The organism is Mesorhizobium sp. M0060, from assembly GCF_040323155.1.
Lineage (GTDB): Bacteria > Pseudomonadota > Alphaproteobacteria > Rhizobiales > Rhizobiaceae > Mesorhizobium.
Genome location: NZ_JAMYUP010000087.1, coordinates 1 through 19,362 on the forward strand (window position 1 = coordinate 1; position 19,362 = coordinate 19,362).

General features: G+C 60.8%; 19 protein-coding genes and 1 pseudogene. 17 read left to right on the plus strand and 3 right to left on the minus strand.

All coding sequences use genetic code 11. From position 1 onward, the window contains the following. Positions 1–27 precede the first annotated feature (27 nt). Positions 28–720: pseudogene (locus NKJ94_RS34615) on the plus strand (SPASM domain-containing protein); the annotation flags it as partial. Between the two features lie 30 nt (positions 721–750). Here NKJ94_RS34615 and fghA read toward each other — a convergent pair. Beyond that, positions 751–1,602 carry an S-formylglutathione hydrolase gene (gene fghA, locus NKJ94_RS34620; RefSeq protein WP_352531969.1) on the minus strand — a complete coding sequence of 284 codons (852 nt, stop codon included), beginning with the start codon at positions 1,600–1,602 and terminating at the stop codon, positions 751–753. Positions 1,603–1,835: 233 nt separating this feature from the next. Here fghA and NKJ94_RS34625 point away from each other — a divergent pair, with 233 nt between their 5' ends. From NKJ94_RS34625 to NKJ94_RS34635, 3 genes are all read left to right on the plus strand, one after another. Then, positions 1,836–2,138 carry a hypothetical protein gene (locus NKJ94_RS34625; protein ID WP_352531936.1) on the plus strand — a complete coding sequence of 101 codons (303 nt, stop codon included), beginning with the start codon at positions 1,836–1,838 and terminating at the stop codon, positions 2,136–2,138. Continuing rightward, positions 2,138–2,584: a type II toxin-antitoxin system VapC family toxin gene (locus NKJ94_RS34630; RefSeq protein ID WP_352531938.1), complete on the plus strand. Its 447-nt coding sequence runs from the start codon at positions 2,138–2,140 to the stop codon at positions 2,582–2,584. The genes NKJ94_RS34625 and NKJ94_RS34630 overlap by 1 nt, the downstream gene beginning before the upstream one ends. Before the next feature lie 247 nt (positions 2,585–2,831). Then, positions 2,832–3,527 (plus strand): hypothetical protein, encoded by a 696-nt coding sequence (locus NKJ94_RS34635; protein ID WP_352531940.1) that lies wholly within the window; start codon positions 2,832–2,834, stop codon positions 3,525–3,527. Positions 3,528–3,541: 14 nt separating this feature from the next. Here the strand turns inward: NKJ94_RS34635 and NKJ94_RS34640 are convergent, their stop codons facing one another. Then, positions 3,542–3,742, minus strand: a complete 201-nt coding sequence (locus tag NKJ94_RS34640; protein WP_352531942.1) for a hypothetical protein — start codon at positions 3,740–3,742, stop codon at positions 3,542–3,544. Positions 3,743–3,750: 8 nt separating this feature from the next. Here NKJ94_RS34640 and NKJ94_RS34645 point away from each other — a divergent pair, with 8 nt between their 5' ends. From NKJ94_RS34645 to NKJ94_RS34705, 13 genes are all read left to right on the plus strand, one after another. After that, positions 3,751–4,242: a nucleotidyl transferase AbiEii/AbiGii toxin family protein gene (locus tag NKJ94_RS34645; protein WP_352531944.1), complete on the plus strand. Its 492-nt coding sequence runs from the start codon at positions 3,751–3,753 to the stop codon at positions 4,240–4,242. Positions 4,243–4,435: 193 nt separating this feature from the next. Then, on the plus strand, positions 4,436–5,482 hold the full coding sequence (locus NKJ94_RS34650) for an NAD(P)-dependent alcohol dehydrogenase (protein WP_352531946.1): 1,047 nt from the start codon (positions 4,436–4,438) through the stop codon (positions 5,480–5,482). A 239-nt stretch (positions 5,483–5,721) separates the two neighbouring features. Further along, positions 5,722–5,952, plus strand: coding sequence for an AbrB/MazE/SpoVT family DNA-binding domain-containing protein (locus tag NKJ94_RS34655; RefSeq protein WP_352531948.1), 231 nt, complete (start codon positions 5,722–5,724; stop codon positions 5,950–5,952). Continuing rightward, on the plus strand, positions 5,942–6,349 hold the full coding sequence (locus NKJ94_RS34660; RefSeq protein WP_352531950.1) for a PIN domain-containing protein: 408 nt from the start codon (positions 5,942–5,944) through the stop codon (positions 6,347–6,349). The genes NKJ94_RS34655 and NKJ94_RS34660 overlap by 11 nt, the downstream gene beginning before the upstream one ends. A 202-nt stretch (positions 6,350–6,551) precedes the next feature. Next, positions 6,552–7,463: a carbohydrate ABC transporter permease gene (locus NKJ94_RS34665; RefSeq protein WP_352531952.1), complete on the plus strand. Its 912-nt coding sequence runs from the start codon at positions 6,552–6,554 to the stop codon at positions 7,461–7,463. Beyond that, entirely contained in the window at positions 7,463–8,362 is a 900-nt protein-coding gene (locus NKJ94_RS34670) for a carbohydrate ABC transporter permease (RefSeq protein ID WP_352531954.1), read from the plus strand. Before NKJ94_RS34665 ends, NKJ94_RS34670 begins: the two co-directional genes overlap by 1 nt. A gap of 47 nt (positions 8,363–8,409) precedes the next feature. Beyond that, positions 8,410–9,939 carry an ABC transporter substrate-binding protein gene (locus NKJ94_RS34675; protein WP_352531955.1) on the plus strand — a complete coding sequence of 510 codons (1,530 nt, stop codon included), beginning with the start codon at positions 8,410–8,412 and terminating at the stop codon, positions 9,937–9,939. A gap of 67 nt (positions 9,940–10,006) precedes the next feature. Then, a complete protein-coding gene (locus NKJ94_RS34680; RefSeq protein WP_352531957.1) occupies positions 10,007–11,536 on the plus strand; it encodes a xylulokinase in 1,530 nt (509 codons plus the stop codon). Then, complete coding sequence (locus tag NKJ94_RS34685; RefSeq protein ID WP_352531959.1) at positions 11,529–12,854, plus strand: iron-containing alcohol dehydrogenase; 1,326 nt, start codon at positions 11,529–11,531, stop codon at positions 12,852–12,854. The genes NKJ94_RS34680 and NKJ94_RS34685 overlap by 8 nt, the downstream gene beginning before the upstream one ends. A gap of 79 nt (positions 12,855–12,933) precedes the next feature. Beyond that, positions 12,934–14,016 carry an ABC transporter ATP-binding protein gene (locus NKJ94_RS34690; protein ID WP_352531961.1) on the plus strand — a complete coding sequence of 361 codons (1,083 nt, stop codon included), beginning with the start codon at positions 12,934–12,936 and terminating at the stop codon, positions 14,014–14,016. Beyond that, entirely contained in the window at positions 14,017–15,075 is a 1,059-nt protein-coding gene (locus tag NKJ94_RS34695; RefSeq protein ID WP_352531963.1) for a hypothetical protein, read from the plus strand. Between the two features lie 98 nt (positions 15,076–15,173). Next, a complete protein-coding gene (locus NKJ94_RS34700; RefSeq protein WP_352531965.1) occupies positions 15,174–16,172 on the plus strand; it encodes a sugar-binding transcriptional regulator in 999 nt (332 codons plus the stop codon). 383 nt (positions 16,173–16,555) lie between these two features. After that, positions 16,556–17,545, plus strand: coding sequence for a Tim44 domain-containing protein (locus NKJ94_RS34705; RefSeq protein WP_352531971.1), 990 nt, complete (start codon positions 16,556–16,558; stop codon positions 17,543–17,545). A gap of 287 nt (positions 17,546–17,832) precedes the next feature. Here the strand turns inward: NKJ94_RS34705 and NKJ94_RS34710 are convergent, their stop codons facing one another. Further along, a complete protein-coding gene (locus NKJ94_RS34710) occupies positions 17,833–18,948 on the minus strand; it encodes a Fic family protein (RefSeq protein ID WP_352531967.1) in 1,116 nt (371 codons plus the stop codon). Positions 18,949–19,362 lie beyond the last annotated feature (414 nt).

A 19,362-nucleotide genomic window follows, 5' to 3' on the forward strand; every position in this document is an offset into this window, starting at 1 on the left:
AAGTAGTTGGAGTCGGCACGCGGGTCTCTCGCGGCCGGCCGGCCGCTTACGATCCACGCGCCGATCCATCCCCACAACATCTAGGAGGTGCCGGAATTCATCGATCTGGCCCTTTCGCTGGGTGCGGAGCGTCTCGAGATCGCCAACGTCCAGTACGCCGGCTGGGCGCTGACCAATCGCGATCAACTGATGCCCGAGCGTGCTGCGGTCGACCGGCAGGCGGAGATCGTCGCGGCGGCGCGGGAACGACTCACCGGCGTCATTAACATCGATTTCGTCACGCCGGACTATTTCGCCATCTATCCCAAGCCGTGTATGGGCGGCTGGGCGCGCGACGCCTTCATGGTGACGCCGGACGGCACCGTACTGCCATGCCATGCCGCACAGACCATCCCGTCGCTCAGCTTCGAGCGTTTCGGACCACGCAGCCTGGCCGCGATCTGGACCGATTCGCCGGCATTCAATGCCTTTCGCGGCACGGACTGGATGCAGGAGCCCTGTCGCAACTGTGAGCGGCGCGAAATCGACTGGGGCGGCTGCCGCTGCCAGGCGATGGCGATCGCCGGCGATGCCGCCGCAACGGACCCGGCTTGCGCGAAATCGCCGATCCATGCGCGCATGGCAATGCTGATCGACGAAGCCCAGCGCGCTGCGACAGTTCCCTCGAAGGACGAACCGTTCGTCTACCGGCGTATCGGCGTCGTTACCGAGCCCGCCTGACCCGCTGAGCTATTCCTATAGTAGTTAGTCTTAGTCTCGTGAAAGCCGTTCGGCATGCCACGTCATATGGTCATCCATGAATGTCGAAATGAAAAAATATGAGTGATCGTATCCGTCCTGCATCCGCAATTTCAACGGAATGCCGGCCTTGGAGCAGGCGTCCTCGAGCAGCCAAGGCCTGAGGCCCTCCTGGAGGAAACCATCTGATGTTCCCTGATCGACCAGGAATTCCGGGAAACGGTGTCCATTCTCGATGAGCGAAGTGGCATCGTAGCGCCGCCACGAGGCCTCATCCACGCCGAGATATTTTTCGAAAGCCGGCCTCGACCAGCCGGCTGTGCTTGGCTGCACGATCGGCGCAAATGCCGAGCAACTCTTGAAACGCGCGGGATTTCTCAGTGCGATCGTCAGCGCGCCATGGCCGCCCATCGAATGGCCGAAGATCGACTGGCGCGCCATATCGGCGGGAAATTCGCGCCCGATCACGGCTGGCAGCTCCTCGAGGATATAGGAATACATGCGATAGTTCTTCGCATACGGCTCTTGCGTCGCGTCGAGGTAGAAACCGGCGCCGCTGCCCAACTGCCAATTGCCCTTTTCATCCGGAATGTCGGCACCACGCGGGCTGGTGTCGGGACAGACGACGATCAAGCCAAGTTCGGCGGCCATACGTCTATATTCGCCTTTTTCCATTACATTCGCATGGGTGCAGGTGAGTCCAGAGAGGTACCACACCACGGGGCAACGCCTTTCCCGTGCCTGCGGAGGCACGAAAATGGCAAACGTCATTTCGCACGAGCAGCTCGTCGAGAGATGAGAATAAACATGCTGGGCGCCGCCATGCGACTTGGCAGTGGAGACGAGTTTCGGGTGCTCTGGCATGTATTGTTCTCCGCCAATTTTAAAAACGCCGACCATGGCCTCTACGACATCAGGAGTGATCGCGGCAACCTTGGCTCGTTCCCACTTTGGTTGAAGTATTGAACATCCGCCGCGATCTTGGGTCCGACGGCGGCGGGTGGCTCCTCGGCGAGGTGAATCCGCACTCGGCCCAACGAGCTTGCACATTCTGGTGCTCTGGTTATATTACCGGTAATACCCTCGGCAGGCCCTGAATGAGCAAGAGTCCTCAACGACGCGCGGTTGATAGCTATCGGAGCCGCCTGACTGGCCGAGGCATGGCGCGCTTCGAGGTTGTCGGCCGCGATGACGACCGTGAGCTGATCCGCTCGGTAGCTCGACGCCTGGCGGAAGGCGGTGCAGACGCCGACCGTTTGCGCGCGGCCGTCAAGCAAACAATCTCAGGTGAGCCTGCGAAGAAAGGCGGCATCCTCAAGGCTTTGCTTGCATCGCCTCTCATTGGTTCCGAACTGGAGCTGACCCGTCCCCGTGAGGAGGGACGAAGGGTCGACATCTAATGCGGTATCTGATCGACACCAATATCATCAGCGACTTCATGAAGCCGGTGCCCTCCGAGTCGTTGATCGCCTGGATGGCCGAGCAGATCGACGACGACCTTTTCATCTCCTCGTTGACTCTTGCCGAGATCCGACGCGGCGTTCTCGAAAAGCCGGCGGGGAAGCGGCGCGATCAACTCGATGCCTGGTTCGTCGGTCCAACTGGACCACGAGCGCTCTTCGACGGTCGCATACTATCCTTTGACGAGAAAGCGGCCCTTTCGTGGGCAAAACTTATGGCAGACGCCAAAGCCAAGGGGCGGCCGCGAAGCGGTCTCGACACCATCATCGCAGCTGTCGCAGAAGCGAACGGCTGCGTCGTCGTCACGGATAACGAGAAAGATTTCGAAGGCATCGAGATCCTCAATCCGCTGCGTAGTTCCCGCACCGAAGAGGCCGACAGATAGCCATCTCAAGTGGAGAGTTGTTCCGAACCCATCACCTCCGATTCAGGAGGCATGGCAATTCTCGCGCCCAGTTCATCGCACGATAGCTCGAAGCGTCCTGATTGAACAAATCCGGTTCCGCCAGCGGCATGGCCGCGGCCTTCAAGTTCCTAGATCGGGAATTGGTGCGGATGGCCGAAATCAATTCAACACTTGTTCGGGACCCGATTTGAAGCCGTCGACGAGGGGCTAGTATGAGCCTCGTCGCATGCAAAAGGGTATCCCATGGACATGGACCGGCGGTCCGCTCGTGTGCATGAATTTTAAACGAAAATCATTGCAAAATGGAGCGCAGCGTCTTAAGTGGAGGACGAAGGATTTGACGGTGTCCGCATTGAACGAACTGAAGAAGCGGTTGCGGCCTGGACAGGTCTATCGGCGCAAGGACCTCGAGAAGTGGTCCACGGCTGTCGATCGCCACCTGCGTCAGCTTATCGAGGAAGGTCGGCTGGAGAAGGTGTCGGGCGGACTGTACATGGCTCCGCGCAGCACGCGTTTCGGCAAGGCTCCGGCTGCGGCGGAGAAACTGGTCGAGACGTTCCTCAACGACGATCGCTTTCTGATGGTCTCCCCCAGCGCCTATAACAGCCTGGGGGTGGGCACGACCCAGCTCTACAACGAACCGGTCGTCTATAATCTCAAGCGTCATGGACGCTTTCAGCTCGGCGGCCGTTTTTACGACTTCCGCAAGAAGCCTTCGGTGCCTGCGAAACTGACCCAGGAAGTGTTGCTGGTCGACCTTCTCCAGAATCTTGACCGTCTTGCCGAGAACAAGGCTGAGGTGTTGCCTCGCGCCCTCAAGCGCGCCCGCGACATGAACCCCGCTCATCTGGCCAAGGCGGCGCGGGATTTCGGTTCGGTTCGCGCCGAGCGGCTGGTGAGCCAAGCGCTGGAAGCGGCCTGATCTGCATGCCGCTTCTACACGACCTCGGGGATTTCAGCTATCTGATCACGGTCGCCGCCGCGGACATGAAGATCGATTCCGGCCTGGCTGAGAAGGACTACTGGATCATGCATGCCCTGTGGGGCCTGCAGCAGCTCGGTTTCCGTTTCGAGCTCAAGGGCGGCACCTCGCTGGCCAAGGGATATCAGCTGATCCACATCGACATTCTGATCCATCCTCTCTGTTGGAAGCGGGCTTCGATCGGGTCGCGCCCAATCAGGCCCGCCTCATCTCCTCCTGGGCCTATGATCGTGCGGTGGCATCGGGCGTGCCGGACCTGATCGATAACCGCGCCGTCGATGTTCTCTGCTATGAGCCCGGCTACACGTTCGTCGAAAAGCTGCAGACCCTTTCCACCAAATTCCGGCAGCAGCAGGCTTCCGGAGAGATGCCCGTCAACTTCATGCGTCACTACTACGACGTCTTCTGTCTTCTGGAGGACGAGGGCGTCAAAGCCTTTATTGGCAGCCCGGAATACCGCGCACACAAGGCCGATCGGTTCCGAGGCGGCGATGAGCCGGACCTGCGGCGGAATGAGGCTTTTCGCCTCACCGATCCCGCGACCCGACAGATCTACGCCAACGCCTATGAGCGAACTCGCGCCCTCTACTTCAGGGATCGGCCTTCACTCGACGCAATCCTCGCTCAGCTGGACGCGCATCTCGATCGATTGTGATCCCTTGAGGGCACCGCGGCATGCTCGCCTTCAAAGTCCCTTGGCCGGGAAGTTGGTGCCGATAGTCGGAATCAGGCAACACTCGTTCCGAACTGGATTTTGAAGCGGTGGATGAGCGGCTATGATGAGCGTCGCCGAAGGCAAGTAAGGTCAAGAAGGCCTCCTACAATCGGCTTTAGAGGAGATCATGTTGATGACGAAAGTTCGCGCCCTTGTCCTCGAACGTCAGCACGAGCTCAAGCTGCGTGACATCGATCTGCCGCAGACCGTTGGTCCGGGCGAGGTTCGCATCAAGATCCACACGGTGGGCGTCTGTGGCTCCGATGTGCATTACTACACTCATGGTCGAATCGGCCCGTTCGTGGTCGAAGCGCCGATGGTCTTGGGCCATGAAGCCGCCGGCACGATCGTGGAAACAGGCGAAGGCGTCGAGCACCTGAAGGTCGGCGACCGCGTCTGCATGGAACCGGGTATTCCAGATCCCAATTCGCGGGCGAGCCGGCTGGGTCTCTACAACATCGACCCGGCAGTCAGGTTCTGGGCGACGCCGCCGATCCACGGCGTGTTGACCCCCTATGTCGTTCACCCCGCCAGCTACACCTTCAAATTGCCCGACAATGTCAGCTTCGCCGAAGGCGCAATGGTCGAGCCCTTCGCTGTCGGCATGCAGGCTGCGGCCAAGGCGAAGCTCGTGCCGGGCGACACGGCGGTGGTGATTGGCGCAGGGCCGATCGGCACGATGGTGGCGATCGCCGCCCTTGCCGGCGGCTGCGCCCGCGCGATCGTCGCAGACCTCGCCCAACCCAAGCTCGACATCGCCGCCGGCTACCAAGGTGTGGTCCCGGTCAATATCCGCGACAAGAGCCTGACGGCGGAGGTAAAGCGCCTGACCGAGGGCTGGGGCGCCGACGTCGTCTTCGAATGCTCCGGCTCGTCCAAAGCATGGGAGACCCTGCTCGATCTGCCGCGGCCCGGTGGCACGGTGGTGGTGGTCGGCCTGCCGGTGGCGCCGGTGGCGATCGACATCGCTACTGCTTCGACGAAGGAAATCCGCATCGAAACGGTGTTCCGCTATGCCCACCAATATGACCGGGCGATCGCGCTGATGGGATCGGGGCGGGTCGACCTCAAACCGCTGATTTCAGCGACCTTCCCCTTCGAGGACTCTATCGCAGCCTTCGACCGCGCCGTCGAAGGCCGGCCGGCGGACGTGAAGCTCCAGATCAGACTGCCGGATTAGTGTGAGCTCCCGGAAAGAGGCTCGGGTCGCTGTCCCAATCTCATCGATGCCCCATGGCCTGTTCACGCCCTCGGTGACGTAGACGCTGCCCCGGTTCGACAAAAACGAAATCGTAGCCATGGTCACCGGGCTTCAGCATTCTATAGCTGGTGGCCCGAGCTATGCAGCATCACAATTCTTGACGTCCACCCCTTTTAGATATACATTTCTTCCACCGTATATCCAGACGAGAAAGTAACATGCAGATCGGTAAATGGGGAAACAGTCTCGCCGTTCGACTTCCAACGGCAGTGGTCGAAGCCCTTGAGCTTAGGGAGGGCGATGAGATCGAAATCCATGTCGCCGACCTCCGCCAGCTTGGCGTCGCGCGCAAGCCAGGGCGCGACGAATTGCTGAAGCGCCTCCGCGCCTTCCGAGGTCGGCTTCCCGCTGACTTCAAGTTCGACCGAGACGAGTCGAATGCCCGCTAGTTTTTTCGACACCAACGTCCTTGTCTATATCGCGTCAAGCGACATAGCGAAGGCGGATCGGGCTGAGGCGGTCATTGCCGCTGGCGGGGCAATCAGCGTGCAGGTTCTCAATGAACTCGCGAACGTCGCGCGTCGGAAGATGCAAATGTCCTGGGCCGAAACCAATGCGCTGCTGACCATGTTACGCGGGCTGTTGACGACCTATCCGCTCACGATCGAGACCCACGAAACAGGATTGAGGCTCGCGGAGCGATACGGCCTTTCCACCTATGACGCCATGATCGTCTCCGCAGCGATTCACGCCGGCTGCGATACACTTTGGTCGGAGGACATGCAGCACGGAATGGCTCTCGACGAGGGCTTGCGCATCATAAATCCCTTTCGCATTGCGTACTGACGACCATCGCTGCGGTGATCGCCCAATGTGGGGCAGCCAGCAAATCCATGGGCGTTCATCGAACCGGTGCTTGACAAATTGACGGCCGTCCCACACGCTGCCTTAACAAAAGACACAACAAACTTACAAAAGTTCAAGTTGGCACGATCTGGCCGATAGGGAGAGGGCCGATGCATCTCTGTCACCAAGCGGAGATTTGCGCGTGAGCACCGCGACCTTCACGCGCGAGAGGCCTAAATGGGTCCTGCCCCGGTTCATGACGGCCGAGCATCCTTTTCCCTGGCTGGCGCCGATCACGGTGATGCTTCTTGTTTTCGGCATCTATCCCCTCGCCTATTCGGTCTGGCTGTCATTTCACAAACGCAATGTCGTTTCCCGGCAGCTTGACTTCGCCGGAGTCCACCAATGGACGCGCGCATTCTCGGATGCGCGTATGTGGCATTCGTTGGAAACCACGCTGATCTACACCTTCGTCGCGCTTGCCGTTCAGCTTGCGCTTGGCATCCTGATCGCGCTTCTGCTTGACACCGATCGCAAAGGTTACGGCGTGCTGCGGGCGTTGATGACATTGCCGCTGGTCGTGCCCCCTGCCGTGACCGGAATGATGTTCTTGCTGATGCAGGACGGCTCCTTTGGTGTCCTGTCGTTCTACCTTTACGCCCTCCACCTGCTCTCGCCGGCACAGCCGATCCTGACGCAGCCGGTAACCGCACTGCTGGCGATCCTGCTGGCAGACATATGGCAATGGACGCCGTTCATGGTGCTCATCATGCTGGCAGGGCTCAGGGCGCTGCCGAGGGAACCTTTCGAAGCCGCTGCGATCGATGGCGCCAATGGTCTCCAGACATTCTTGCGCCTCACATTGCCGATGCTGCGCAAGGTGATAGCGGTCGCGGTGCTGATCCGCGGCGTCGATCTCTTTCGCATCTACGACTACGTTTACATCATCACCGCCGGCGGGCCAGGCACGGCCACCGAGACGCTTTCATTCTACGCTGGTCGTATCTACTTCACCGGAGACTTCCCCTATGCCGCGACCCTGTCGCTGATCGTGCTCGTCGTCTTGATCGGCGTGTCGAACCTCTTCGTCAGGCTGTTCAAGGTGAGGTTCTGATGGAGCCGTCCCGCGCCCGAATGATCGCCCGTGACGTGCTCGCCGTCTTGGTGGTGGCGATCTTCATGTTCCCGATCGCCTGGTGGGCGCTGTCGTCCATCAAACCCTATTCGGCGATCTTCGACCGCAGCGGACCGGTCTACGTCGGTTTCACGCCGACGCCGGATAATTACCGCGTGACGCTGCTTGGCGTCTCGCGCGTCGACATCGGCATGGAACAGGGCGGCGAGGCGGCGGGGGTGATCAAGGGCGGCGCCAGCTCCTACGATTCCCGCCAGTCGCTGCTCGACAGCGCGATCATAGCCGTTGGATCGACAACACTGACGCTGTTGCTGGCGACGCTGGCCGCCTATTGCCTATCACGAATGCAGTTCAGCGGCCAACAGTCCTTCCTGTTTTGGATCCTCTCGCAGCGCTTCATGCCGCCAATCGCCATCGTCGTACCGGTCGTTTTCATGTTCCGGGATCTCGGCTTGCGCGACACCTATACGGGGCTCATCCTCGTTCACAGTTTGATCAACCTGCCGCTGGCGGTTTTGCTTTTGAAGTCGTTCTTCGACGATGTCCCGCGCGAGGTCGATGAGGCAGCGCTGATTGACGGCGCGACGCGCTGGCAGACCTTTCGCCGTGTGGTCCTGCCCATGGTCAAGGGTGGCATCGCCGCGACAGCTGTGCTGTGTTTCATTTTTTCATGGACCGAGTTCCTGCTCTCACTGTTCTTGACAACGTCGATCCGCACCGTGCCGGTGAAGATCTCGACCTTTGTCACCTCGACCGCGACCGAGTGGGGCTACATCACCGCGCTCGGCACCTCGGCGATCATACCCAGCTTCATCTTTATCCTACTGGTTCAACGGCATCTGGTCCGCGGCCTCACTCTCGGATCGCTGAAGGAGTGAGGCCCGGACGAGAAGAACGACGACAAAATCGCAACGGAGGAACGATCATGAGCTTCAGAGATCACGACAAGAAGACATTCGTCGCCGACACCTGCAACGACTTTACGGCGCGCCGAATAACCAAACGCGACTTCATGAGGAAGATGGCGCTCGCTGGCGTCGGCTTTTCTGCCTTCGGATCGGCCATGCTGGGCGGCGGCCGCTCCAATCGGGGGGTGCTGGGCCTGGGGGTTGAAGAAGCCCGCGCCCAGGACACGGATATGCTGAAGTGGCTGGCCGATGTCGGCAAACCATATGCCGGCACCAAAATCCGCTACACTTCGGAAGCCACGCCGCCGACGATCGTCGCCAATCAGCTCGTTGCGGGTGAGTTCACGAAGGCAACCGGTATTGAGGTGGAAGTCGAGATCGTGCCGCTGGAGCAGGTTCTCGCAAAGGCGACGCAAGACGTACAGGGCCAGCTGGGCACCTATGACGTCTACTACCTCGACCAGTCCTGGATGGCGACATTTGCACAGGATGTCGTCGATCCGCGCGAGTATTATGACCAGAACAAAGAACTGGCGATGCCCGACTTTGACTGGGATGATTTCTCCAAGCCGCTGGTCGACGGCATCGCCATGTACAACGGCAGACAATGCGGAATTCCATTCGATATTCCGATCTTCATCCTGATGTACCGCAAGGACCTCTTCGACAAACACAATATTGCGTTGCCGACAGACCTCGACGCCTACCTCAAGGCCGTGCAGGCGCTCACAGAGGCGGAAAAAGGCAATGGCATCTTTGGCACCGCATGCCAGGCGAAGTCCGGCCATTATTCGCTGGAATGCGACTGGACCTTCGCACTGTGGGGCCATGGCGGTTCGGTCTTCAACAAAGACAAGAAATTCGTCGGCAATGACGAGCGCGGCGTGGCCGGGCTGCAATTCTATCAGGAACTGGTCAAGAACTCGCCGCCCTCTGCGACGACATGGACCTGGGACGGTCAGGGTCAGGCCCTGACACAGGGGCAGGCCGCCATGGCAATCACCTGGGGCGAAGATTTCCCCGGCTTCGACGCCAACGATTCCAAGGTCAAAGGCCTGTTCGAGGCCTTGCCGGCGCCCAAAGAGGTTCCTGGCCGTCGCGCCGCCGCCGATTGCGGCTTCAACGAAATCCCGGCCGTCGGCCACCAGGGTGGCTCGACGATTTCGTTGTCGCAATATTCCAAGAACAAGGAAGCGGCATGGCTGTTCATGCAGTGGGTCTGCTCGAAGGATGTGATGGCGCGGGTGTCGACGCTCGGCGGCGGCGCCTCACCGATGCGCAATTCCTCCTTCACCGATCCTCGGGTCAAGGCAAAGGCCGTCGTTGGACCCGGAACGACACGCCATTTCGACGCGATCAAATACACCATCGACAACCAGATGGGATCGGAGCCGGACATGCCGATTTGGGCGGATTTGTCGAACAACGACATTCCGGTTGAGCTCGGCAAGTTGCTTACGGGCCAAGACTATGGCGGCGACGCCAAGGCATGCCTGGATGCCATTGCCGGCATTGTCGACGGCAAAGTCAAGGATGCCGGCCTTTAGCGGCATCCCCCGGTGATTTCGGCGACGGCGGCTTCAACCGCCCTCGCCCTCTGGCAATGTGGCGGCAATGGTTCCGGATCTCGTCATCGGCATTGATTCCTCGACCTCGGCAACCAAGGCGATCGCCTGGGACCGCAATGGTCGCGCCGTGGCGGAGGGCCGTGCGTCGATTGCAATGTCCAACCCGCGTTCGGGCTATTTCGAGCAGGATCCGGCCGAGTGGTGGACCTCGACGGTCACAGCGCTCCGCGCTGTGGCAGCAACAGTTTCGCCGAAACGCATTGCCGCCCTTGCCATTGCCAACCAGCGCGAAAGCTTCGGTCTTTTCGACGAGCAAGGTGAAGCGATCAGGCCCGCGACGCTCTGGCTCGATGAGCGCGCCCGCCAGAAGGTCCGCCGTTTCGGCGAAAGCTTCGGCGCGGCACGCGTCCACGCAATATCCGGCAAGCCGCTGGACGTCATTCCTTGCCTTTACCGCATGATCTGGTTTCGCGAGGAAGAGCCCGAGATTTTTGCCCGCGTGGAGCGAATAGCCGAAGTCCACGGCTACCTGGTGTTTCGGTTGAGCGGCCGGTGGGTGACGTCCACCGCGTCCGCCGACCCAATGGGCGTGCTCGACATGCGAGCCATGGACTGGTCGAACGATATACTGGACGCAGCAGGCGTCGCCCGGCGAATGATGCTGGACCTGGCGCGGCCCGGCGCCATTGTGGGCCAACTAACGTCGGAAGCGGCCATGCTGACGGGCTTGCACGAGGGCACGCCGATCGTCGCCGGCGGCGGCGACGGTCAATGCGCCGGAACGGGCGCTGGTGTGTTGCAGCCGCGATGCGCTTACATCAATCTCGGCACGGCGGTCGTCTCCGGCAGTTTCGGCATCGACTACGTCCATGACCCGGCCTTCCGCACCGAAACGGCGGTCGCCGAGGATGGCTATATCTACGAGACGTGCCTTCGCGCGGGCACTTTTCTCGTTGATTGGATGGCGCGCGAAATGCTCGGCGTCGATCTGCATGGCTCAAGCGACGGCCTGGCGGCGCTCGAGGCCGAAGCCGCCGCCAGCCGCATCGGCGCAGGCGGCATAATGCTCCTGCCGTACTGGCAGGGCGTCATGGATCCGCACTGGGATAGCGAGGCCCGTGGTGTGATTGCCGGGCTGTCCGGCTCGAGCCGCCGCGGCGACATCTATCGCGCCGTGCTGGAAGGCATAGCGCTGCATCAGGCCGCGACAAGTCGGCGAGCCGCTGCGGCCGCCGCCCAGACGATCGATCACCTCATAGCGATCGGCGGAGGAGCGAAGTCCGACCTGTGGATGCAGATTCTGACGGATGCACTCGATCTTCCCGTAAAACGTTCGACGACCGTAGAAGCCTCCTCGCTTGGCGCGGCGATGGCAGCGGCAAAGGGCGTGGGCTGGTTTTCCACCATCGCCGAAGCGTCGCTCGCAATGGCCAGCGAGCCGACCAAAACCTTCGAGCCGGACGCGAAACGGGCCCAGCTCTACGCCGACCTTCTTGCGATCCATGCCGATCTTTGGCCAACGCTTTCAGCCTGGAACCAGCGACTCGCGGCTTTCATGGAGGCCGATCATGGCTGAAACCACCAACTGGAACGCCTTGATCGAGGACGTTGTCGCAGGACGCTGGAAAGATCCTGAGACAGGCGCGGCCGCGATCCTGCCGTTCCAAACAATTGAATTGCTGGAGACGACGGAGGGCCGCGAGGCGGATCTCGTAGCGCCTCTGATGCTAGGCAGCCACATCGCTACTGTCTCTGACACCAACACCGTCGACGTGATGGGTCGGCGCGTCGCCAAGGCGCTGCGCGCCGTCGCCGACATCGACGAAATCGTGCTGCCGCAGGGCCTGGAGTGCGACGAGGCGACGATCCAGATGGTCAGAGAGAAGACGCGTCACGCCGACGGGGTCGTGGCCGTCGGATCCGGCGTCCTCAATGACAGCTGCAAGCATGCAACCTTCCTCGACAACCGGCCCTATGCCGTCTTCGGCACGGCAGCCTCGATGAATGGCTACGGCGCCTCAACAGCGTCGGTGACCTTGGCTTCAGGGCTCAAGATCTCGCTGCCCTCACACGCTCCGCGTGGCATCTTCCTGGACCTTGGCGTGTCGGCCGCAGCGCCCACCTGGCTCAGCGCCGCCGGGCTTGGCGACAGCCTCTGCCGTTCCACGGCCCAAATCGACTGGTGGGCTTCGCATCGGCTGTTCGACACCTACTATTCTGACGTGCCCTACCTGCTGCAGGCGGGCGATGAGGAACCGATGCTGGCCCATGCGCCTGGCCTGGCCAGGCATGACGTGACCGCCGTCGGGCATCTCCAGCGCGTCTTGACGCTGTGCTCGATGGGTGTCTGCTTCGCCGGCGTTTCCCATCCTGGCTCCATGGGGGAGCACCAAATTTCCCATTGGGTTGACATGTTCGCTGGAGACCATCATCCCGGCACCACGCACGGTCAGCAGGTCGGGGTTGCCTCGCTGGTTATGGCGCGTCTGCAAGCGCGGCTCCTCGACATGGAAGAGCCGCCGCAGGCAAGGCCGACCCTCATCGATGAGGCGGCGATGCTGGCCCGCTATGGCGCGCAACTTGGACCACTTTGCATTGCTGAGATGAAGAAGACAGCTCTCGATGCTCGTCAGACTGAAGCCTTCAACCGGAGGCTTGCGGAAATCTGGCCGGCGCTGCGCCAGGAGGTTCGGCCGATGGCAATGCCGGTTGCCCGCATGGAGGCAGCGCTCAAGGCTGCGGGGGGGCCGGTCACCGGCGCAGAATTAGGCCTGCCGCGAGCGCTTTGGCACGATGCCATTCGCTATTCGCGAGAAATCCGTGGCCGCTGGTCCTTTGTCAATCTGGTCGCCGATGCAGGGCTGCTGGAAGACTTTCTGGTGAGCGAATGGTGAGACCGCATCGGATCGTCGCCAATGACTCGCATGGCGACGTGGAACCCAACCGGCAAGGGCAATCGAAGGATAGCAATTTATGGCGTCTGTCACCATCAGCAACATAAAGAAGGACTATGGCGCCCTCTCGATTATCCATGGACTCGATCTCTCGATCGAGGATGGCGAGTTCGTCGTTCTGTTGGGGCCGTCCGGCTGCGGCAAGTCCACGCTGTTGCGCATGATAGCCGGTCTTGAGCCCATCACGTCCGGTGAGATCACCATAGGAGACAGGGTCGTCAACACTCTTCATCCCAAAGACCGCAACATCGCGATGGTCTTCCAGAATTACGCGCTTTACGCGCACATGACCGTCTTCGACAACATGGCCTTTTCCATGCAATTGAAGAAACGCCCCAGCGAAGAGATCAAACAGAAGGTCGGATGGGCGGCGTCGATCCTCAATTTGACCCCCTATCTGGAACGGTATCCCCGCCAGCTTTCCGGCGGCCAGCGGCAACGCGTCGCCATGGGCCGCGCCATCGTGCGGGATCCAACTGTGTTCCTGTTCGATGAGCCGCTGTCCAACCTCGACGCCAAACTGCGCGTGCAGATGCGCACCGAAATCAAGGAGCTCCACCAGCGGCTGAAGACCACCACCGTGTATGTCACGCATGACCAAATCGAGGCCATGACCATGGCCGATGTCATCGTCATCATGCGCGACGGCCACATCGAGCAGATCGGGCGCCCGCTCGATGTCTACGATCGCCCGGCAAACCTCTTCGTCGCCTCGTTCATCGGGTCGCCCGCAATGAACATGTTCCATGGCGAGGTCGCATCTGAGCGCGACGCCTGGGTGGTGCGGACCGACGAACTATCCCTCCCGCTTCCGCCACAGGCCGCAGTCCGGCCCGGCCAAAAGGTGATCTATGGCATCCGTCCAGAACATCTTCGACCAGTGGCAGACGGGCGAGGCATCCCGGCCAGGGTTACGGTTGTCGAGCCGACTGGCCCCGAAATCCATATCTTTGCCAGCATGGGCAACGTCGCGATCTGTTCGGTGCTGCATGATCGCATGGAACTCTCTCCTGGCGCTGTGATCCATCTGGAGCCGACGCCTGACCGAATCCACCTGTTCGACCAAGGCAGCGGCGAGCGGCTGGACAAGGGAAGAAGTTGAATGGCGCACATCATTATCCTCGGCGCCGGCGTCATGGGCTCTGCCATGACGCTTCCGGCCGCTCACGCGGGTAACCGCATTACTCTCGTCGGCACCCATCTCGACGAGGAGATCGTCGGCTCGGTGGCCAGCGCAGGTCGTCATCCGCGCCTCAACATCACTCTGCCTGGCGCGGTAACCGCCTGTTCCTGGACTGAATTCGGAGCGGTGATGAACGATGGACCCGATCTCCTTGTACTCGGCGTCTCGTCGGCCGGCATTCCTTGGGCGATCGACCGCATTGCCGAAAGCATCAAGTCGCCCGTGCCGATACTGATGATTACGAAAGGACTTGCCGCGAGTGACGACGGCATCGAAATCCTGCCACATCTGCTTGCCCGCGAGATTGAGCAGCGCACCGGCTTGTCGGTCCCGGTGATGGCCGTCGGCGGACCTTGCATCGCTGGCGAACTGGCCGCACAGCGCGATACCTCTGTGATCGTGGCCGGGCACGATCCCGACAAGATTGCCGCAGCGTCCCGCATTCTGCGCGCGCCTTTCTATCATGCGCGACCGTCATCCGATCTCGTTGGCGTCGAGATCTGCGCCGCTTTCAAGAATTTCTACACGCTGGCCATTGGATCCCCCGTCGGGCTGCTGGAGCGCGACAACAAAGCGTCAAATGGTGCGCTCATGTACAATCTTGCCTCGTCACTTTTCTCGCAGTCCCTCGCCGAGATGGCGATTCTGGTCGAAGCTCTGGGTGGCAAAATCGAAACAGTGCTGGGGCTGGCCGGCTCCGGCGATCTTTATGTGACCTGCCAGGCGGGCCGTAACGGTCGCATGGGGCGCCTGCTTGGCCGCGGCCTGCCTTATTCCGTGGCGAAGCGCGAACATATGAGTTCAGACACGGTCGAGGGGGCGCAACTGGCGCTGGACCTTGGTCAGACTTTGAAGAATATGATGATGGCCAGGGGTGTACTTCCTTACGATCGCCTGCCGCTGACGAGCGCCATCATCGACGCGATTTGTGATGATGCTCCGCTGGTTTTGTCCTTCGACCGCTATCACCGAGGCTAGCGGAGCGGGGAAACTCGATTGATCCCTGATATCGATGAGCACATGGCTCCGCCGAGCCTGCTCTGATCCCGCTGCCGCGGAGTGGACAGGATGGTCTGATGGAGAAACCACCACGAAAGAAACGCGACGGCCGCCACGCCGTAACGAGTTCCGTTACAGCCGATCGCGAGGAAGGGCTCCTCGTCCGCGCCGCCTGGCTTGCTTATGTCGGTGACCTCACGCAGGCGCAAATCGCCAAGTCTCTTGGCCTGACCCGCGTTCGCGTCAACCGGATGTTGGCGCATGCCCGCCAGCGGGGGATAGTTCAGATTCGCATCAATTCCAAGGTGGCGAACTGCATCGAGTTGGAGAACCGGTTGCGGGACGCCTATGGCGTCTCCGATCCGATCGTGGTTCCGACACCGCCCGATCCTGCCCTGGTGCCACAGGTCATCGCAGCCGCCGCCGGTGAAGCCCTGTCGCTTAGAATACGTGACGGGATATCGGTGGGCGTGGGATGGGGACGGACGCTCCAGCTTAGCCTGCGGTCAGTGACCGTACGGCCGGTCAAAGGGATGTCGGTCGTTTCCCTGCTTGGCGGGCTCACGCGTGGATCGGCGATCAACATCTACGAGATCGCTTCCCGGCTCGCGGCGCTTTTCGACGCGGAATGCTTCTACGTCGCAGCACCGGTGTTCACGGACACCGAGGCCACGCGCGATCTGCTTATGCGCCAGTCTATTCTGGAAGATGCCTTCACCCATGCCCGCGACGTTGATGCCGCTTTCGTTTCGGTGGGTGCGGTGCACAAGGACGCCACCATCTTTCGGATCGGACTGGTAGGCGACGATGATCTCATATCGCTTCGCGAAGCCGGCGCCGTCGGCGATATTTGCGGCCACTGGATCGATGCCGAGGGACAACTCGTCGATCATCCGCTCAACCGTCGCGTTATCGGCCTCGCCCCCGAACATCTGCGCGACGTCGACACTGTGATCCTGCCCTCCGGTGGCCTCGATAAGGTTCCGGTGCTGCGCGCCGTGCTACGTCTTGGTGTCGTCGATGTTCTGATCACCGACGAGAAAACCGCCGAGGCGATCCTTGCGGAAAAGCCATAGCGCAGACGGGTCGCGGCGAGGAATTGTCTCGCACCTGAATGGTGCCAACCTGGGCCGCGCGATATCTGCAGTGCCTGCGCAGAACGGATAAACACTCACGCGCTACTAGCGCCGATGCGCATCGCGTCATCTGCCGGAAGGCTATCGCAACGGATCGCCTTGAAGACGGGACGGTGACGGTCAATCTGGGGCCGCTGGTCGCGGCCGACTTCGACCAGGTCCTGCTTGTGGGATCGCGCACCAGAGCGCAAGCCATCGCTCCGCGAAAGGCGTGCCTGAGCATAAGCAGCATGTCGCCCGTTGAAGTGGAAGGTGCCGGTCACTGATATTTCGATCGGCGCACCCCATATGAGCAGAAAGAGTGTCGTAAGGATTTGCCTATGTTGATTTCGCGTTCGGGACGGTTTGCAGTTTTGCTTGCAGGGTTGTTCCTGGCATTTTCCATGGTCGCCGTGGATCACGCCGATGCGCGCCGTGGCGGCAGCTTCGGCAGTCGCGGCACGCGCACTTTCCAGTCGGTCCCGCCGACCAGAACTGCGCCACAGCCTGCCGCACCGGTCGAGCGCTCGATGACGCCCAATGCGGCAACGAACAATGCGGGCCGTCAGCCGCAGGCATTCCAGCGCCCGGGCTTCTTCAACGGCCTCGGCGGATCGATGATGCGGGGTCTGCTTCTCGGCGGTTTGATCGGCGTGCTTTTGGGCCATGGTTTCGGCGGCTTGGCCGGCATGTTGGGTCTTTTGCTTCAAGTGCTGCTGATCGGCGGTGCGATCATGCTGGCGATCCGCTTTTTCCGCTCGCAGTCGGCGCAAAACCCAGCGCCCGCTATGGCCGGTGCCTCGCGAGGGGCTGGGAGCTTTGGGCGAAGCGCAGCAGCCCGGCCCGAGCCGAGCAACGTCCAAGCATTCCCCATTCCAGGCATCGGGTCGGGATTTGGCGGAACGAGCCAAGCCAGCCCTTCCGATGAGATCACGCTCACTAAAACCGACCTCGACACGTTCCAGCAAAGGCTGACGGAAGTTCAGGAAGCATTCGGGCGCGAGGACCATGCTGCCTTGCGCCGGTTGGTGACGCCCGAGATGGTGTCCTATCTGTCCGAGGAACTTGCCGATAATGCCAAAAAGGGCGTCAGGAATGACGTGTCGGATGTCAGCCTGTTGGAGGCCGATATTGCGGAAAGCTGGCGGGAGGATGATCGCGACTACGCGACCGCTGCTTTGCGCTACGAGTCTCGCGACGTGACCCGCGATCGCATCAGTGACAAGATTGTCGAGGGCCAGGCCGATCAGCCGACGGAGACAACCGAACTGTGGACCTTTACGCGGCAGAACGGCGGTGACTGGAAGCTTGCCGCAATACAGCAGCCGAGCTGATGTGCCCGGCCTTGATGTCTGCCAAGAGTTTTGTTCAGGTTTCTCGCTACCACTCGAAGGCCAGCCCGCCCCTTCCGCGCGCTTCTTTCCCCCAACGCGCGTTGAGTTAACACTATACCACCGGCTTCCACCGGGACCGGACAATCAGCATCGCACCGCGCGACTTTTTGCGTTTCCGGTCTCGTGTAACCCAATCGACGACCTCCTGCCGAGTTGCAGCCCGCCACCCCTCGATGCTCAGGCAGGCAGGCTCTTTGACAGCCTGCCTCTTCTTTCTCTATTGTGGTTTACGTGCGGCCATCAAGAATGTTCAACGCGTAACGTGTGTGTCGCCGTTCGCCGGTTCTTATCAGTGCACCGTTGGCAACGAGGTCCTGCAAATCTCTTGTTGCCGTCGCGCGCGATGCCTGCGTGATGGCGATATAATTCTCGGCGCTGAGCCCTCCTTTGAACCCGTCGATGCCCGCGCGGAACATCCGGGCGATGACCTTTTCCTGGCGCTCGTTGAAGTGATCCCGGTAGCGTTCGTAAAACTTGGCCTTGGCGACGGAGAATTCGACACGAGCGAGCGTTACGCGCTGCGCTTCGAGGATCGTGTTGGCGAAGTAGAGCAGCCAATCTGTTACCGCGTTGCTCGTGTTGCTGGCCTCCAGATGGTCGTAGTAGGCCTTGCGGCGGCGCTCTATCGTATAGGCCAACGCGATGAGGCTGGGCTCACCCAGGCTTTGCGCCAGCGCCTTTTCGCACAGGGCACGGCCTATGCGGCCGTTGCCATCCTCGAACGGGTGAATGCTCTCGAAATAAAGGTGCGCGATAGCGGCACGCGTCAACGCTGGGAGCGGTGTTTTGCCTTTGGGTGAGGTATCGTTGAACCAAGCGGCGAAGGCGTCCATTTCGGGTTTCACCCGCGCGGAGGGCGGCGCTTCGAAATGAACTTTGGGCTTATCCAGCCGATTGGAAGCGATCTGCATGGCATCGGCATGCTGGCGGTAGTTGCCGATGGTCTCGATACGACGCTCACCCGACATCACCATCGTATGCCAAGCGTAAAGAGTGCGATGCGTCAGCGCATCGGCAAAATGCAAGTAGACATCGGCTATCATTTCAGCGATGCCGCGCTCGGCAGGCGGAATGCGCCTGGTCTCGCTGCCCAGACCAAGTTGCTGGCGCAGGGATGATCGCAGGCTCTCGCGGTCGAGGTACTCCCCCTCAATCGCGGATGTCTTCAAGGCCTCTTCGCTGATAAGATCGATGCGGATCTGGTCGCGATCGTCGGAACCGACATGACGAAAGACGCCTAGGAACTCGCCCGATCGCAACAGGAACTCGCTTTCCAGCGGTTCCAACGCCGTCTTATCGTAGGTAAAATGCGGCCAGTCCGCCTGCTCCCAATTCCATACCATGAGTTACAGGCACCTTTCTATAACTCACGATAGCAACAATTGTGAGCTATAGCAATCTTCTCTATGCCTCAGAAGTCGCGGCTTTGCCCCCGGCGCGATCCAACGACTAACCATCCAGATCAATTTAATCATGCTTGTAGGGCCGCCGCATTGCGGGCCGCGCTCAATCATTGCTCGAACGTTTCGGTTTTTTCTCCCAGCTCAATAAGCGGCTTAAGTTCTTCATACCCCGCACGTGCAGCGACACGCGACGTGGTGCGACGGGATGACAATGGCGTGTGACCAGGCCGCATGCTTCCAGCCGCTTGAGCGTAAGCGCTCATTTCCCCGCACGTCGACGGCCCTTGCAACAGCTGATCGCTTTCAGACGGACGCGTCCGAGCGGATCAGGCTGCAGCGGTTTTGAGGAAGTTG